Origin of the sequence: Sphingopyxis sp. (assembly GCF_025869345.1) — a bacterium.
Taxonomy (GTDB): Bacteria; Pseudomonadota; Alphaproteobacteria; order Sphingomonadales; family Sphingomonadaceae; genus Sphingopyxis.
Genome location: NZ_JAOZVW010000026.1, coordinates 1 through 15,455, shown reverse-complemented (window position 1 = coordinate 15,455; position 15,455 = coordinate 1). Strand labels below are relative to the sequence as shown.

10 protein-coding genes are annotated in these 15,455 nt (G+C 66.8%); 9 read left to right on the top strand and 1 reads right to left on the bottom strand.

Features of this window, described 5'->3' with window-relative positions:
* On the top strand, positions 1–1,297 hold a 1,297-nt coding region (gene ahpF, locus OJI97_RS02960; RefSeq protein WP_297660997.1), incomplete at its 5' end, for an alkyl hydroperoxide reductase subunit F.
* 85 nt (positions 1,298–1,382) lie between these two features.
* Here ahpF and glpD read toward each other — a convergent pair.
* Entirely contained in the window at positions 1,383–2,897 is a 1,515-nt protein-coding gene (glpD, locus tag OJI97_RS02955; RefSeq protein WP_297660995.1) for a glycerol-3-phosphate dehydrogenase, read from the bottom strand.
* Between the two features lie 182 nt (positions 2,898–3,079).
* Here glpD and zwf point away from each other — a divergent pair, with 182 nt between their 5' ends.
* The 8 genes from zwf (at position 3,080) to OJI97_RS02915 (ending at position 15,368) form a co-directional block, all read left to right on the top strand.
* The gene (gene zwf, locus OJI97_RS02950) at positions 3,080–4,483 is read left to right on the top strand and encodes a glucose-6-phosphate dehydrogenase (RefSeq protein ID WP_297661002.1); all 1,404 of its coding nucleotides are present in this window, start codon (positions 3,080–3,082) and stop codon (positions 4,481–4,483) included.
* A 93-nt stretch (positions 4,484–4,576) separates the two neighbouring features.
* Positions 4,577–6,418 carry a phosphogluconate dehydratase gene (gene edd, locus OJI97_RS02945; protein WP_297660992.1) on the top strand — a complete coding sequence of 614 codons (1,842 nt, stop codon included), beginning with the start codon at positions 4,577–4,579 and terminating at the stop codon, positions 6,416–6,418.
* Positions 6,419–6,433: 15 nt separating this feature from the next.
* On the top strand, positions 6,434–7,009 hold the full coding sequence (gene eda / locus OJI97_RS02940) for a bifunctional 4-hydroxy-2-oxoglutarate aldolase/2-dehydro-3-deoxy-phosphogluconate aldolase (RefSeq protein ID WP_297660999.1): 576 nt from the start codon (positions 6,434–6,436) through the stop codon (positions 7,007–7,009).
* 216 nt (positions 7,010–7,225) lie between these two features.
* Entirely contained in the window at positions 7,226–8,752 is a 1,527-nt protein-coding gene (locus OJI97_RS02935) for an HAD-IB family hydrolase (RefSeq protein WP_297660990.1), read from the top strand.
* 105 nt (positions 8,753–8,857) lie between these two features.
* The gene (locus tag OJI97_RS02930) at positions 8,858–11,197 is read left to right on the top strand and encodes a glycerol-3-phosphate 1-O-acyltransferase (RefSeq protein ID WP_297660988.1); all 2,340 of its coding nucleotides are present in this window, start codon (positions 8,858–8,860) and stop codon (positions 11,195–11,197) included.
* A 132-nt stretch (positions 11,198–11,329) separates the two neighbouring features.
* The gene (locus OJI97_RS02925) at positions 11,330–12,928 is read left to right on the top strand and encodes a wax ester/triacylglycerol synthase family O-acyltransferase (protein WP_297660986.1); all 1,599 of its coding nucleotides are present in this window, start codon (positions 11,330–11,332) and stop codon (positions 12,926–12,928) included.
* A gap of 146 nt (positions 12,929–13,074) precedes the next feature.
* Positions 13,075–14,523 carry a DUF3336 domain-containing protein gene (locus OJI97_RS02920; protein ID WP_297660984.1) on the top strand — a complete coding sequence of 483 codons (1,449 nt, stop codon included), beginning with the start codon at positions 13,075–13,077 and terminating at the stop codon, positions 14,521–14,523.
* Entirely contained in the window at positions 14,520–15,368 is an 849-nt protein-coding gene (locus OJI97_RS02915) for an alpha/beta hydrolase (RefSeq protein ID WP_297660982.1), read from the top strand. The genes OJI97_RS02920 and OJI97_RS02915 overlap by 4 nt, the downstream gene beginning before the upstream one ends.
* The last annotated feature ends 87 nt before the right edge of the window (positions 15,369–15,455 follow it).

Here is a 15,455-nt window from a genome sequence, read left to right as displayed (position 1 = left end):
GCTGCAGGTCGGGGGGCATCCCCCGAAGGTCGCGCCCGAGGTGCTGGAGCAGGTCCGCGCGCTGGACGGCGACTATCATTTCGAAACCTATTTCTCGCTGTCGTGCCAGAATTGCCCCGACATCGTGCAGGCGCTCAACCTGATGAGCGTCGTCAACCCGCGCATCACTCACACCGCGATCGACGGCGGCCTGTTCCAGGCCGAGGTCGAGGATCGCAAGATCATGGCGGTGCCGACCATCTTCCTCAACGGCGAGACTTTCGGTCAGGGGCGCATGGAACTCGAACAGATCCTCGCGAAGCTCGACAGCGGCGCCGAGGCGAAGGCGGCCGAGAAGATCGCCGCCAAGGATGCGTTCGACGTGCTCGTCGTCGGCGGCGGCCCGGCGGGTGCCGCGGCCGCGATCTATGCGGCGCGCAAGGGCATCCGCACCGGCATCGCCGCCGAACGCTTCGGCGGGCAGGTGCTCGACACGATGGCGATCGAGAATTTCATCTCGGTCCAGCACACCGAAGGGCCGAAGCTCGTCGCGCAGCTGGAACAGCATGTCCGCGAATATGATGTTGACATCATGAACCTCCAGCGCGCCGAAAAGCTGATCCCGGCGGCGGAAGAAGGCGGCCTGCACGAGGTTCGCCTGGCGAGCGGCGCGTCGCTCAAGGCGCGCACCGTGATCCTCTCGACCGGCGCGCGCTGGCGCCAGCTCGGCGTGCCGGGCGAGGACGCCTATCGCAACAAGGGCGTCGCCTATTGCCCGCATTGCGACGGCCCGCTCTACAAGGGCAAGCGCGTCGCGGTGGTCGGCGGTGGCAATTCGGGCGTCGAGGCGGCGATCGACCTCGCGGGGATCGTCGCGCATGTGACGCTGATCGAGTATGACAGCCAGCTTCGCGCTGACGCGGTGCTCCAGCGCAAGTTGGCGAGCCTGCCGAACGTCAAGATCATCACCTCGGCGCTGACCACTGAAGTGCTCGGCGACGGCGCGAAGGTGACGGGGCTCGCCTATAAGGACCGGGGCAAGGACGAACTGCACCAGATCGAGCTTGAAGGCATTTTCGTGCAGATCGGCCTCGTCCCCAACACCGAATGGCTGAAGGACAGCGTCACCCTGTCGCGCCACGGCGAGATCGAGGTCGATCATCGCGGCGAGACGAGCCAGCCGGGCATCTTCGGCGCGGGCGACTGCACGACCGTGCCCTACAAGCAGATCGTCATCGCGATGGGCGAAGGATCGAAGGCGGCGCTGTCGGCGTTCGATTACATGATCCGCCTGCCGGCGGAGGCGGAAGCCGCCTGATACTTCGTCATTGCGAGCGCAGCGAAGCAATCCAGAGCGGTTTACGCACCTCTGGATTGCTTCGCAGCGCTGGCAATGACGCTGCTTATTCCGGCGGCGCCGGCCCGACCGCATCGAGGCAGCTCTGCAATCGCGCGGCCTCCTCCTCCGTGAAATGCAGTCCCAGCTTGCTGCGGCGCCAGAGGACATCGTCGGTGGTGCGCGCCCATTCGCGCGTCACCATCCAGCGAACCTCGGCGACGCTCAGCCCGTGCGCGATCTCACCGCCGAGCGCGTCCCAGCTATCGGCGTCGCCGAGCCAGCGGCGCGCGTCGGTGCCATAGGCCTTGACGATCCGGTCGACCGTCGCGGCGGACAGGAAGGGATGGGCAAGCTTATATTCGGCCTTGAGCGCCGCGGCGCCGCTCGTCGGAAAATCGCCGCCGGGTAGCGGTGCGGTCGCGGTCCAGCGCTTGACCGACACCGCCTCCAGATGGTCCGACAGTTCATCGACCGCATGTTCGGCGACGTGGCGATAGCTGGTGATCTTGCCGCCATAGACGGTCAGCAGCGGCGCGCCTTCCTCCAGATCGACGTCGATCCGGTAACCGCGCGTCGCCGCCTCCGGCCGTCCCGATCCGTCCTCGATCAGCGGCCGCACCCCCGAATAGGTCCAGACGACATCGGCGGGCGTGACCGGCTCGCGGAAATATTCGCTCGCCCCTTCGCACAGATAGGCGATTTCCTCGGCGCTCGCGCGGACGTCGCCCAGCGGGCCGTCATGGTCCTGATCGGTGGTGCCGATCAGCGTGAAATCGCGCTCATAGGGAATGGCGAAGAAGATGCGCCCGTCGGGAAGCTGGAAGAAATAGGCGTAAGCATGCTCGAACTTCCGGCGCACGACGATGTGCGACCCGCGCACGAGCCGCATCTGATAGTCGGGCGGGGCGGAGGCGCGGGCGAGCAGGTCGAGCACCGCCGGACCCGCCGCATTGACGAGGCTGCGTCCGGTGAAGCGATAGCTGCGGCCGCGATCGTCCGATGCCTCGACGACCCACAGCCCGTCCTCGACGCGCATCAGTTCGGCGCGCGTGTGCGTCCTGATCCGCGCGCCGCGGTCGGCGGCATCGCGCGCGTTGAGCAGCACCAGCCGCGCGTCGTCGACCCAGCCGTCCGAATATTCGAACGCATGTTCGTATTGCGGTTGCAGCGGCTTTCCCGCTTCGTGGCGCCTCAGGTCGATCGAGCGCGTCGCGGGCAATTTCTTGCGCCCGCCGATATGATCGTAGAGGAAGAGGCCGAGCCGCAACAGCCAGCGCGGGCGGAGCCCGGCGCGATAGGGGAGGACGAAACGCAGCGGCCAGATGATGTGCGGCGCGATCCCCCACAATATCTCGCGTTCCTTCAGCGCCTCACGCACCAGGCCGAATTCATAATGTTCGAGGTAGCGCAATCCGCCGTGGATCAGCTTGGTCGACGCTGACGAGGTGCCGCGCGCCAGGTCGCCCTGCTCGATCAGCAGCACTCGTGCGCCGCGCCCCGCGGCATCGCGCGCGATACCGGCGCCATTGACACCGCCGCCGACGACGATGACATCATAGGGCTGTGTGCTGTCGGACATCGCCGCTCCCTATGGCAAATGCGGGGATTTTGCCAAGAGCGGACATCGTATGCGGCCTACGTATGCGCGTTGCATTCATCGCCAGCCTTCTCCAATCCACCGGAGCTACGAAGGGAACCCAAGTGAGCGTGAAAGTCGAAACCCTGATCCTGTTCGGCGCGACGGGCGACCTAGCGCAGCGCATGCTTTTTCCCTCGCTTTATAATCTGCACGTCGACGGGCTGCTCGTCGACGCCCTGACGATCGTCGCCTCTGGGCGCTCGAAGATGGACCGCGCCGGCTGTCACGCGATGGTGCGCGAGGCGCTGGCCGATCATTTGTCCGAGGATCGGCTCGACGAAGCCGAGATCGCGGCTTTCCTCGAACGCATCGACTATTGCCCCGTCGATGCCGGCGCGGGCACCGGCTACGACGATTTGGCCGCGCTGCTCGGTGACCGGCTCGGCCGCCCGCTCGGCGCCTATCTCTCGACCCCGCCCTCGATGTTCGGACCGATCGCGCAGGGGCTGAAAGCCGCGGGGATCGCCTGCGCCGAATGCCGCATCGCGATGGAAAAGCCGATCGGCCACGACCTCGCCTCGTCGCGCGCGGTCAACGAGCAGGTCGGCGATGCCTTCGCCGAGGATCATATCTTCCGCATCGACCATTATCTCGGCAAGGAAACGGTCCAGAACCTCCTCGCTTTGCGCTTCGCCAACATGCTGTTCGAGCCTTTGTGGAACGCGCAGGCGATCGACCATGTCCAGATCACCGTCGCCGAGACGGTGGGCCTCGAAGGCCGCGTCTCCTATTATGACGGCGTCGGGGCACTCAAGGACATGGTGCAGAACCATATGCTCCAATTGCTCGCGATCATCGCGATGGAGCCGCCCGCGAGCGTGTCCTCCACCGCGGTGCGCGACGAAAAGGTCAAGCTGCTCCGGTCCTTGCGCAAGATGAGCGCGGCCGACGTCAAGGCGCACAGCGTCAAGGGACAATACAGCAGCGGCGCGGTGAACGGACAGGCGGTCGCGGGCTATGCCGACGAACTCGGCCATCCGTCGAACACCGAAACCTTCGTCGCGCTCAAGGCGTATATCGACAATTGGCGCTGGAAGGGCGTGCCTTTCTATCTGCGCACCGGCAAGCGGATGCCCGAGCGCAAGTCGGAGGTGCTGATCCAGTTCAAGCCGGTGCCGCACAATATCTTCGCGCGCGGCGGCGCGGGAAAGCTCGATGCGAACATGATGATCATCAATCTGCAGCCCGAGGAGAATATCCGGGTCAAGGTGATGGCGAAGCAGCCGGGGCTCGACCGCGATGGCGTGAAATTGAAGGAGGTCACGCTCGACGTCTCGCTCTCGCACAGCTTCGCGGGCGAACGGCGGCGGATCGCCTACGAACGGCTGCTGCTCGATTTCATCGAGGGCGAACAGACCCTGTTCGTGCGCCGCGACGAGGTCGAGGCGCAATGGCAATGGATCGACTCGATCCTCGGCGCCTGGGCCGAGGTCGATCTGGCGCCGCAAAGCTACACCGCCGGAAGCTGGGGGCCGTCGAGCGCGATCGCGCTGATCGAACGCGACGGAGCGAGCTGGCATGATTGAGGATAACACGTCGCCCCCGCGAAGGCGGGGGCCGCCATCGGCCTTGCGCTACTTTGCCAGCCCCCGCCTTCGCGGGGGCGACGAGAGAAATTTATGACTGACCTCCACCCCGCCATCGCCGCGGTCACCGACCGCATCATCGCCCGCAGCGCCCCGCGCCGCGCCGCCTATCTCGACCTGATGCAGCGCCAGCGCGACGCCGGCACCAATCGCGGCACCCTCTCGTGCGGCAATCTCGCGCACGGCTTCGCGGCGTCGGGAGAGGACAAGCCCGCGATCCGCTCGGGCGCCGAAATGAACATCGGCATCGTCACCGCGTACAACGACATGCTTTCGGCGCATCAGCCCTATGGCCGCTATCCCGAACAGATCAAACTCTTCGCGCGCGAGGCCGGCGCGACCGCGCAGGTCGCGGGCGGCGTCCCCGCGATGTGCGACGGGGTGACGCAGGGGCAGGCGGGGATGGACCTGTCGCTGTTCAGCCGCGACACCATCGCGCAGGGCACCGCGATCGCGCTCAGCCATGCGATGTTCGAGGGGGCGCTGCTGCTCGGCATCTGCGACAAGATCGTCCCCGGCCTCCTCATCGGCGCGCTGCGCTTCGGTCATCTGCCCGCGATCCTCGTCCCCGCCGGGCCGATGCCGTCGGGCCTCGCCAACAAGGAAAAGCAGCGCGTCCGCCAGCTCTATGCCGAGGGCAAGGTCGGCCGCGACGAACTGCTGGAGGCCGAAGCGGCGAGCTATCACGGCGCGGGCACCTGCACCTTCTACGGCACCGCGAACAGCAATCAGATGATGATGGAGCTGATGGGGCTGCACATCCCCGCCGCCGCCTTCGTCAATCCCGGCACCAAGTTGCGGCAGGAACTCACCCGCGCCGCGACGCACCGGCTGACCCGGATCGGCTGGGCCGGCGACGATTACCGCCCGCTCGCGCGCTGCATCGACGAGAAGGCGATCGTCAACGCGATGATCGGCCTGCTCGCGACCGGCGGCTCGACCAATCATGCGATCCATCTGCCCGCAATCGCGCGCGCGGCGGGGATCGTCATCGACTGGCAGGATTTCGACGAGCTGAGCCATGCGGTGCCGCTGCTCGCGCGCGTCTATCCGAACGGCGCGGGCGACGTGAACCATTTCCACGCCGCGGGCGGGATCGGCTTCGTGGTCAGGGAACTGCTCGGCGCCGGATTGCTCCACGGCGACATCCTGACCGTCGGCGGCACGATGGCGGATTATGCGTCGGAACCCGTGCTGGCGGATAGCGAGCTTCACTGGCAGGCCGCGCCTGCCGAGTCTCGCGACGAGACGATGTTGCGCCCCGTGGCCGCGCCCTTTTCGCCCGACGGCGGGATGCGCCTGCTCGCGGGCAATCTCGGCCGCGCGATCATCAAGACCAGCGCGGTCGCCGAGGATCGCTGGACGATCGAGGCGCCGTGCCGGATCTTCGACGACCAGAATCAGGTGCTCACCGCGTTCAAGGCGGGCGAACTCGACCGCGACACCGTCGTCGTCGTCCGCTTCCAGGGGCCGCGCGCCAATGGGATGCCCGAGCTCCACAAGCTGACCCCCGCACTCGGCGTGTTGCAGGACAAGGGCTATCGCGTCGCGCTGCTCACCGACGGCCGCATGTCGGGCGCCAGCGGCAAGGTGCCCGCGGTAATCCATTTGTCGCCCGAGGCGCTGCCCGGCATCGACGGGGTGAGCGGCCCGCTCGCCTATCTGCGCGATGGGGATAGGGTGCGTGTCTGCGCCGTGCAGGGCGAGGTGACGGCGCTGGTGGACGAAGCCGAATGGGCGTCGCGCGCGCCCGCCGCGCCGCCGCCGTCCGCGCTCGGCGTCGGCCGCGAATTGTTCGCGCTGTTCCGCCTTCATGCCGACGAGGCGGAGAAGGGCGGCTCGGCGATTCTGGCGGCGATGGAGACCGTGACCTGACCCGTCGCCCCCGTCATCCCGGTGATCGTCATCGACCGCGTCGAGGATGCGGTGCCGATGGCGGAAGCGCTCGTCGCGGGCGGGTTGCCGGTGCTCGAAGTGACCTTGCGCACCCCCGCCGCGCTCGACGCGCTCACCGCGATGAAGGCGGTGAAGGGCGCGGTCGTCGGCGCGGGCACGGTGCTCGATCCCGCGATGCTGGCGGGCGCGATCCACGCGGGCGCCGAATTCATCGTCTCGCCCGGCCTCACCGACACTCTCGGCAAGGCGGCGGTGGCGAGCGGCATTCCCTTTCTTCCCGGCACCGCCAACGCCGGCGACATCATGCGCGGCATGGACCTCGGCCTATCGCGCTTCAAATTCTTCCCCGCGGCGACCAGCGGCGGCATCCCGGCGCTGAAGGCGCTCGCGGGGCCGTTCGGCAACGCGCGCTTCTGCCCCACCGGCGGCATCAGCGCCGCCACCGCGCCCGACTGGCTCGCACTCGATCCAGTGCTCTGCGTCGGCGGGAGCTGGGTGGTGCCCGCAGGGCCGCTCGACCCGGCGAAGATCGAAACGCTGGCGCGTGAGGCGGCGGCGCTCAAACCTTGATGGAAAAAGACCGCGTGTCCCCGCGAAGGCGGGGACCCATCTCCGGTCGGTTCAAACTGGCGCCAGCCGGAGATGGGCTCCCGCCTCCGCGGGAGCGCGGCGCTTTTTGGTGATCCGTGCGCCATTGATTAACCCCATCTTTGCTGCCATCGTGCAGGGAAAGGCGGCAATATAGCCGCTGGTGGGGAGATGCGCGTGCCGAGGCCACAGCCGCATTTGGAAGAAGTCCTGGCATCCGAACCCGGATCGCATATCGCCGCGCTCTTCGATTTCGACGGAACGATCATCTCAGGCTACTCCGCGACCGCGATGCTGCGCGAGAAATTCCAGCGCCGCGAAATGTCGGTCGAGGAGATCGCCGAGACCGCGCAGGTCGTCGCGCAGCACAGCCTCGGCAACATCGGCTTCTCCGGCCTGATGTCGGCCGCCGCCAAATTCATGAAGGGCGTCGACGAGGAGAGCTTCACCCAGTTCGGCGAGGAGCTTTACAAGAAGCACATCGCCCGCAAAATCTATCCCGAAACGCGCGCGATCATCGAGGCGCATCAGGCGAAGGGGCACCGCGTCGCGATCATCTCGTCGGCGACGATCTATCAGATCGAACCGACCGCGCGCGACCTCGGCATCACCGACATCAAATGCTCGGCCTATGAGATAGAGGACGGCGTCTTCACCGGCGAGATCGTCCGTCCTCTGTGCTTCGGCGAGGGCAAGGTGCTCGCGGCCGAGGAACTTGCCGCCGAATATGGCCTCGATCTCGATCAGAGCTTCTTCTATTCGGACAGCGACGACGATATCGAACTGCTCGAACGCGTCGGCAAGCCGCGCCCGCTCAATCCGAACATGAAGCTGAAGGGCATCGCCGACGAACGGAACTGGCCCGTCCAGCGCTTTGCGAGCCGCGGCACGCCGTCGTGGATCGACTATACGCGCACCATCTATGCGACCGGCTCGCTGATCGGCGCCTTTGCCGCGGGGCTGCCGATCTGGGCACTGACGCGCTCGCAGCGCGAGGCGGTCAATTTCTCGATGGGCCTGTTCGGCGACTTCGCGACCGCGATCACCGGGGTCGAGCTGGAGGTCGAGGACGAGCGCCATCTCTGGTCGTCGCGCCCCTGCGTCTTCATCTTCAACCATCAGAGCAAGGCGGACGTGATGATCCTCGCCAAGCTCATCCGCCGCGACATGGGCGGGGTGGGGAAGAAGGAGATCAGGGACATCCCCATTTTGGGGAAGCTGATGGAATGGGGCGGCACCGTCTTCGTCGACCGCGCCGACGGCAAGAGCGCGATCAAGGCGATGGAGCCGCTGGTCGACGCGATCCGCAAGGAAGGCAAGTCGATCTGCATCGCGCCCGAGGGAACGCGCAGCCTGACCCCCAGGCTCGAACCCTTCAAGAAGGGCGCCTTTCATCTGGCGATGCAGGCAGGCGTGCCGCTGGTCCCGATCGTCATCCACAACGCGACCGACGTCGCGCCCAAAAACGAATTCGTGATGCGCCCCGCGACGGTGCGCGTCACCGTGCTGCCGCCGGTCGATACATCGGCATGGAGCGTTCGAACGCTGAACGCCCATGTCCGCGAGGTACGCAACATGTTCTTGCGCACGCTGGGGCAGGCGGAAGAAGAGGGGGAGGTGGCCGCGCCGGCGCCTACGCCCAAGCCGGCGAAGAAGGCTGAAAAGAAGGTCGAGCCGAAGCCCGCGAAGAAGAAGGCTTCTCCCCGAAAGGAAAGGAAAGCCTAGCGCATGGCCCATATCGTCATTGCGAGCGAAGCGAAGCAATCCAGAGCGGTCTGCTCAACCCTGGATTGCTTCGCTTCGCTCGCAATGACGAAGGGGGTGTAAGCGATGGCCGACGGAACGCCCCGCACCCCGATCATGGCGGAGCAGGCGGCCGACCGGCTTTATATCATCGATGCCCGCAACGGGATCGAACGGCGTATCCTGCTCGATTGGATTCATTCCACCTCAGGCGACGAAGCGCCCGCCTGGGCCAGCCTCGACATCGAGGACGGCGACCATGCGCTGCCGGTCGACGCGCTGCGGACGCGGCTCGACGGGGCGCCGTCGCGGCAGGTAGTGCCGCTGCGCGTCGCGTGGCGGATGCCCGCCTTCGACCGCGGCCGCGCGCTCAAGTTCCGCCACCTGATCTTCGGCGACCCGCGCCACCCCGGCCCGCTCCGCGCGCGCGCCATCCTCTGGCGCGACCGGCGCCGCGCGCAGATTCTCGTCGGCGAGGCCGCGACGCTCGACGCGCTGCGCGACCGTTTCTGCGCACAGACGGGTGGCGGCGACGGCGCCAGCGCCGACAGCCCAGAATTCGCGGGCTTCGTCGCGCGGCAGGCGGCGCTTGCGCTCGACGTCGCCGAGCGCGGCATCAGGGGCAGCCGCTACAAGGTGCCGCGCTTCGTCGCCGACAGCCTGCGCACCAACCCCAAGTTCCGCGCCGCGCTCGCCGAGCTGTCGGGCCAGCTCGGCCGCCCCGTGGCCGATCTCTACCGCGAGGCGCGACCGCTGATGAAGGAGGTGATCGCGCGGCCCTCCGCGCTGTTCCTCGACCTGCGCGCGCGGCTCGACCGCATGATGTTCGGCGGCTACGAGCCCGAAATGGAGGTCGACGCCGCCGAGCTCGCCAAGCTGCGCTCGGTCCTGCGCGAACATCCGACCTGCATCCTCTTCACCCACAAGACCTATATCGACGGCGCGACCCCCAGCCGCCTCACCTATGAGAATGACATGCCGATGCTGCACAGCTTCGGCGGCGCGAACCTCGACTTCGCGATCATGGGGGAATTCTTCCGCCGTTCGGGAATCATCTTCATCCGCCGCAGCTTTCAGGATCAGCCGCTCTACAAGCTGGTGCTGCGCCACTATATCGCGTGGCTGCTCGCCAAGCGCTTCCCGCTGAGCTGGGCGTTCGAGGGAACTCGCTCGCGGCTGGGCAAGCTGATGCCGCCCAAATACGGCCTGATGAAATATGTTCTCGACGCCGCGCACGCCACGGGCACGCGGGGCATCCATTTCGTGCCCTTCGTGACGAGCTTCGACCTGATCCGCGATGTCGAGGAATATGCCGCCGAACAGACCGGGCGGGCCAAGAAGCCCGAATCGCTGAGCTGGTTCATCGGCTATATAAAGAGCCTCAAGGAACCGTCGGGCCGCATCCGCCTCGACATCGGCGATCCGGTGGTGATCGAGCAGGCGCCCGATGCCGACGACAAGCGCGCGCTCGAACGCATCGCCTTCGCGGTCGCGGTCGAGGCGAATCGCGTGACGCCGCTCACCGTCACCTCGCTGATGTGCCTGATCCTCCTCGGCCTCGCGCCGCGCGGCGCGACCGCCGCAGAGCTGGTCGCGGCGACCGCCGCGATCACCGGCTGGGCGCGCGCGCGCGACATCCGGCTCAGCCGGGAACTCGAAAGCGGCGGCGATGCCGCGCTTTCGGCGACCATCGACACGCTCGTCGAAAGCGGCCTCCTGACCCGCTACGAAGCGGGGAGCGAGACCATCTATTCGATCGACCCCGCCAAGCATCCGATGGCGAGCTATTACCGCAACATCATCGCGCATCATTTCCTCGACCGCGCGATGATCGAACTGGCGCTGTTCGCGCTTCGCGATGCTGACAGGGGCGACGTCACCGCGGCCTTCTGGGCCAAGATCGACCGGCTGCGCGACCTGTTCAAATTCGAATTCTTCTATCCGCCGCGCGACGAGCATCGCGCCGCGATCGAGGCCGAACTCGCGCGCATCGATCCCGTCTGGGACCGCCGCCTCGCGAGCGGCGACCGCGGGGTGGCGCAGCTTCTCCGCCGCTGCCAGCCCGTCGTCGGCCACGCGATCCTGCTGCCCTTTGCCGAGGCTTATTCGGTCGTCGCCGGCCTGCTGGCGCGGGCGAAGCCCGGCGACGAAGTCGATGCGAAAGCGCTGCTCGACACGGCGCTGGTCGAGGGGCGGCAGGCCTATCTGCTGCGCCGGATCAGCAGCGAGGCGGCGATCGGCAAGCTGCTCTTCGAGAACGGCCTGTCGCTGATGCGGCATATGGGGCTGGCGGAAACCGCGACCCCCGACAGCCTCGCCGCCCGGCGCGCCCTGCTCGCGGAACTGCGCGGGCTCGCCAATGTGATGGAATCGATGCGCCTGTCGACGACGGCGCTGGCGGACCGGCTGCCGGTGGCGGGCGAATGACGGTGGGTTATTCGACGTCGTCATTGCGACCCCGGCGAAAGCCGGGGGAAGCAATCCAGAGCGGTTTACGCACGCTCTGGATTGCCGCGTCGCCTTCGGCTCCTCGCAATGACGACGGTTTAGGAGGATAGGATGCTCAAACAACTCAGCGCGCAGGACGCCCAGTTCCTCTACACGCAGACCGCGAACAACCTGACGCACATCATGGGGGTCTATATCTACGACCCCTCGACCGCGCCGGGCGGCTTCGTGCGCTTCAAGGACATCATCCGCCACGTCGAAAGCCGGGTGCACACCTCGCCGCTGTTCAAGCGCCGTCTCCACCGGCTGCCCTTCGATCTCGACCATCCCTATTGGGTCGAGGACGAGCATTTCGACATCGAGGCGCATATGAGCCACGCGCGCCTGCCCGAACCCGGCGACTGGCGGCAGTTCTGCATCGCGGTCGCGCGCTGGTTCTCGAAGCCGATGGACATGAACCGGCCGCTTTGGGACATCTATATCATCGAAGGGCTCGACCGCATCCCTGGCATCCCGAAGGGCAGCTTCGCGATGCTCCACCGCGTCCACCACGCCGCGGTCGACGGCGCGTCGGGCGCGCACGCCTTCATCGCGATGAGCGACATCGACGCGCAGGGCACGCCCGCGATTCCCGAGCCGCCGCCGGTCGAGGAGCTCGGCCGCGCGCCGTCGAGTGCCGAGACGATGACGCGCGCCTGGTCGGCGTCGATGCAGTCGCCGGTGAAGTTCATGAACGCGCTGATGAAGGTCTCGCCCGCGATCGTCGCGTCGGCGCGCAAGTCGATGACCGAGGGCGGGATGACCGCCGGCGTCCCCGAAACCCGCTTCAACGTCCCCGTCGGTCCGCACAAGATGTTCGATGCGACGACGGTCGCGCTCGCCGACGTCGCCGAAATCCGCAAGAAGGTGCCCGGCGCGACGGTCAACGACGTCGTGCTCACCACCGTCGGCGGGGCGCTGCGCAAATATCTCGCGAAGCATAAGGAATTGCCGAAGGAAAGCCTCGTCGCGGTCGCGCCGATCAACCTCCGCGGCAAGGAAAAGAGCGCGGGCAAGGCGTCGACCCCCGGCAATCAGGTGTCGGCGATGAGCGTGCCGATCCGCACCGACATCGAGGGTCCGCTCGAACGGCTCGCGGCGGTGCGCGACTATACGGTCGAGGCGAAGGAGGCGAAGGCGGGCGTCAGCGCGCGGATCATGACCGACCTGTCGCAGCATATTCCCGGCGCGACGATGGCCGCGGTCGCGCGCATCCTGACCAGCGAACGCTTCGCGGTGCGCGGCACCAACCTCTTCATCTCGAACGTGCCCGGCGCGCAGGTGCCGCTCTATCTCGCGGGCGCGAAGCTCGTCCAGCAACACGGCATGGCGCCGCTCGCGAACAATATGGGGCTGTTCGTCGCGACGCCCAGCTACAACGGCCGCATTGCCTTCTCGATCATCTGCGAACGCGCGATCATGCCCGACATCGCCTTTTTCCGCGAATGCATCGACGAAAGCTTCGCCGACCTGATGGCCGCGACGCCGAAGCCGGATAAGCCGGCCGCGAAGCCGAAAGTCGCGCCGAAGCCGCCCGCAAAGCCCAAGGCAAAGGCGAAGCCGGTCCCTGCGGCGAAAAGCGCGGCCAAGACGGCGTCGAAAGCCGCCGCCAAGCCCAAAGCGAAGGTAGCGGGAAAGAAGAAACCCCCCACTTCGTCACCCCGGACTTGATCCGGGGTCCCGCTCAGCGGCGGTGGGAAGCGGGACCCCGGATCAAGTCCGGGGTGACGTGGGCTGGAATGAGGGTGTCAAAACAGTTGCCAAAGGCAACGTAACCCGCAAGAATCGCCCAAAATGAAACAACACAGGATAACCGGATGATCTTCGCCCCGACGCTCAGCGCCGATGCCGAGCTTGCCAAAGCGCCCGACTATGCCGCCTGGGCCAAGGCCGCGCAGGCGCATGACGCCAAATCGGGGATGCAGGCGTGGCGCGATGCCGACGACAGCCAGCATTTCGACCATAAGGCGATCCGCGCCCGGCTCGAAAAGCTGCGCGCGCTGTCGGCGGCGAACGACGTCAAGGGGCTGCTCTTCGTCCTCAACGAGGGCATCCACGGCAATATCGACGGCATGGGGCACGAGCGCCTCTATCAGAAGGCGCGCTTCGGCACGAAAAAGCTGATCGAGGCCTATGTCGCCGAAGTCGTCGCTGCGCTCGACAGGATCGCCGCGTCGCGGTCGATCCCGCGCGAGGAAAAGCGCGATTTCTTCCGCCGCGCGCAGCATTGCTACGGCCGCTCGGCGCTGCTGCTCTCGGGCTCGGGCAGCTTCCTCTTCTTCCACGTCGGCGTGGTGAAGGCGCTATGGGACGAGGGCGTGCTGCCGAACATCCTCGCGGGGTCGAGCGGCGGGTCGATCGTCGCGGCGATCGTCTGCACCCGCAAGAATGCCGACGTCGGTCCCTTTCTCGAGAGCAGCCGGCTCGCCAACCCGGCGCGCGACCCGGCGGGCAAGCGCCTCGCGACCGACGCGGTGCGCGACCGGCTCGCCGATCTGATCCCCGATCTGACCTTTCAGGAAGCCTATGAAATCAGCGGGCGTCACCTCAACGTCTCGGTCGCGCCCGCCGAAAAGCATCAGAACGGCCGGCTGCTCAACGCGATCACCGCACCCAACGTGCTGATTCGCGAGGCGGTGCTGGCGTCGTGCGCGGTGCCCGGCGTCTTTCCGCCGGTGATGCTGATGGCGCGCGACGACGACGGCAACCGCGTTCCCTATCAGCCCGACCGGCGCTGGGTCGACGGGTCGGTGACGCACGACATCCCGACCAAGCGGCTCGAACGCCTCTACGGCGTCAACCATCATATCGTCAGCCAGGCGAACCCGCTCGCGCTGCCCTTCGCGACCGACACGCGCAAGCAGATGGCGCCGCTCGAGGCCATCCAACATGCGTCGATGGCGACCTTCAAGGCGTGGCTCAACGCGAACATGGTGATCTTTCAAAAGCCGCTCGAAATGGTGCCGCCGCTCAACAGCCTCGCGAACATGGCGCGCTCGGTGATCAATCAGGATTATACCGGCGACATCAACATCATCCGCCCGCCTAAATATTGGTCGCCGACCAAGATCCTCTCCGACCTCGCGCAGGAGGACATCGACGAGCTGATCGACACCGGCATGCGCACCGCCTGGCCGAAGGTCGAGATGGTGCGCACCCAGACCGCGATCAGCCGAGCGCTCGATGCGATTTTGGCGAAGATCGACAAGGCGGGCGACGACGGCCCCGGCCACCGCGCCTCGGCGCTGAAGCAGGCGGTCCGTTGAGCGCAGCCGCGGTGATGCTGCCGCCGGGGTCGGCCGGCGCGGGGACGAAGCTGCACGTCACCCATTGGCTTCCCGAAGGAGCGCCGAAGGCGGTGGTGCTGCTCGCGCATGGCTATGCCGAACATGCCGGGCGCTATGCGCATGTTGCGAAGCGGCTGACCGATGCCGGCTATGCCGTTTACGCGGTCGATCATTGGGGTCATGGCCGGTCGGACGGCGAGGGCGGTTTCGTGCCGCGTTTCTCGGCGTTCACCGACGGTATGGCCGAGCTGCTGACTCTGGTCGAGGTCAACCACGCCGGTGCGCCGCGCCTGCTTCTCGGCCACAGCATGGGCGGGCTGATCGCGACTTTGTTCCTGATCGAGCGGCAGGATGCCTTCGCCGCTGCCGCGCTCTCGGGCCCCGCGATCGTTCCCGGTGCGCCGCCGTCGCGTTTCACCGTCTGGATCAGCCGCTTTCTGTCGCGCTTCTTTCCGCGCCTCGGCGTGCTGGCGCTCGACGCGAACGGCGTCAGCCGCGACCCTGCGGTGGTCGCCGCCTATCTCGCCGATCCGCTCGTCTACACCGGCAAGATCGGCGCGCGGCTCGGCAAGGAGTTCATGGACGCGATGGCCGCCGCGCAGGCGGGTGCGCCGAAGATCACGCTCCCGATCCTGCTCCAGCACGGCGATGCCGACAGCCTCGCCGCGCCCGAGGGTTCGCGCTATCTGTTCGATCATGTGTCGTCGCAGGACAAGGCGCTGAAAATCTATCCGGGCCTGTTCCACGAAATCTACAACGAGGCCGAACAGGGTGCCGTGCTCGATGACCTGATCGGCTGGTTCGACGCGCATGTCGCAGCCTGAAGCCAGCCCCAATCCCGTTCGTGTCGAGCGAAGTCGAGACACCCATCGGCGTCACGCAAGGCCGATGGGTGTCTCGACTTCGCTCGA

Coding starts and splice junctions, on each gene's coding strand:
- glpD (WP_297660995.1), bottom strand. CDS start 2,897: ATGTCCGACAGCACACAGCCCTATGATGTCATCGTCGTCGGCGGCGGT.
- zwf (WP_297661002.1), top strand. CDS start 3,080: ATGCTTTTTCCCTCGCTTTATAATCTGCACGTCGACGGGCTGCTCGTC.
- edd (WP_297660992.1), top strand. CDS start 4,577: ATGACTGACCTCCACCCCGCCATCGCCGCGGTCACCGACCGCATCATC.
- OJI97_RS02930 (WP_297660988.1), top strand. CDS start 8,858: ATGGCCGACGGAACGCCCCGCACCCCGATCATGGCGGAGCAGGCGGCC.
- OJI97_RS02925 (WP_297660986.1), top strand. CDS start 11,330: ATGCTCAAACAACTCAGCGCGCAGGACGCCCAGTTCCTCTACACGCAG.
- OJI97_RS02920 (WP_297660984.1), top strand. CDS start 13,075: ATGATCTTCGCCCCGACGCTCAGCGCCGATGCCGAGCTTGCCAAAGCG.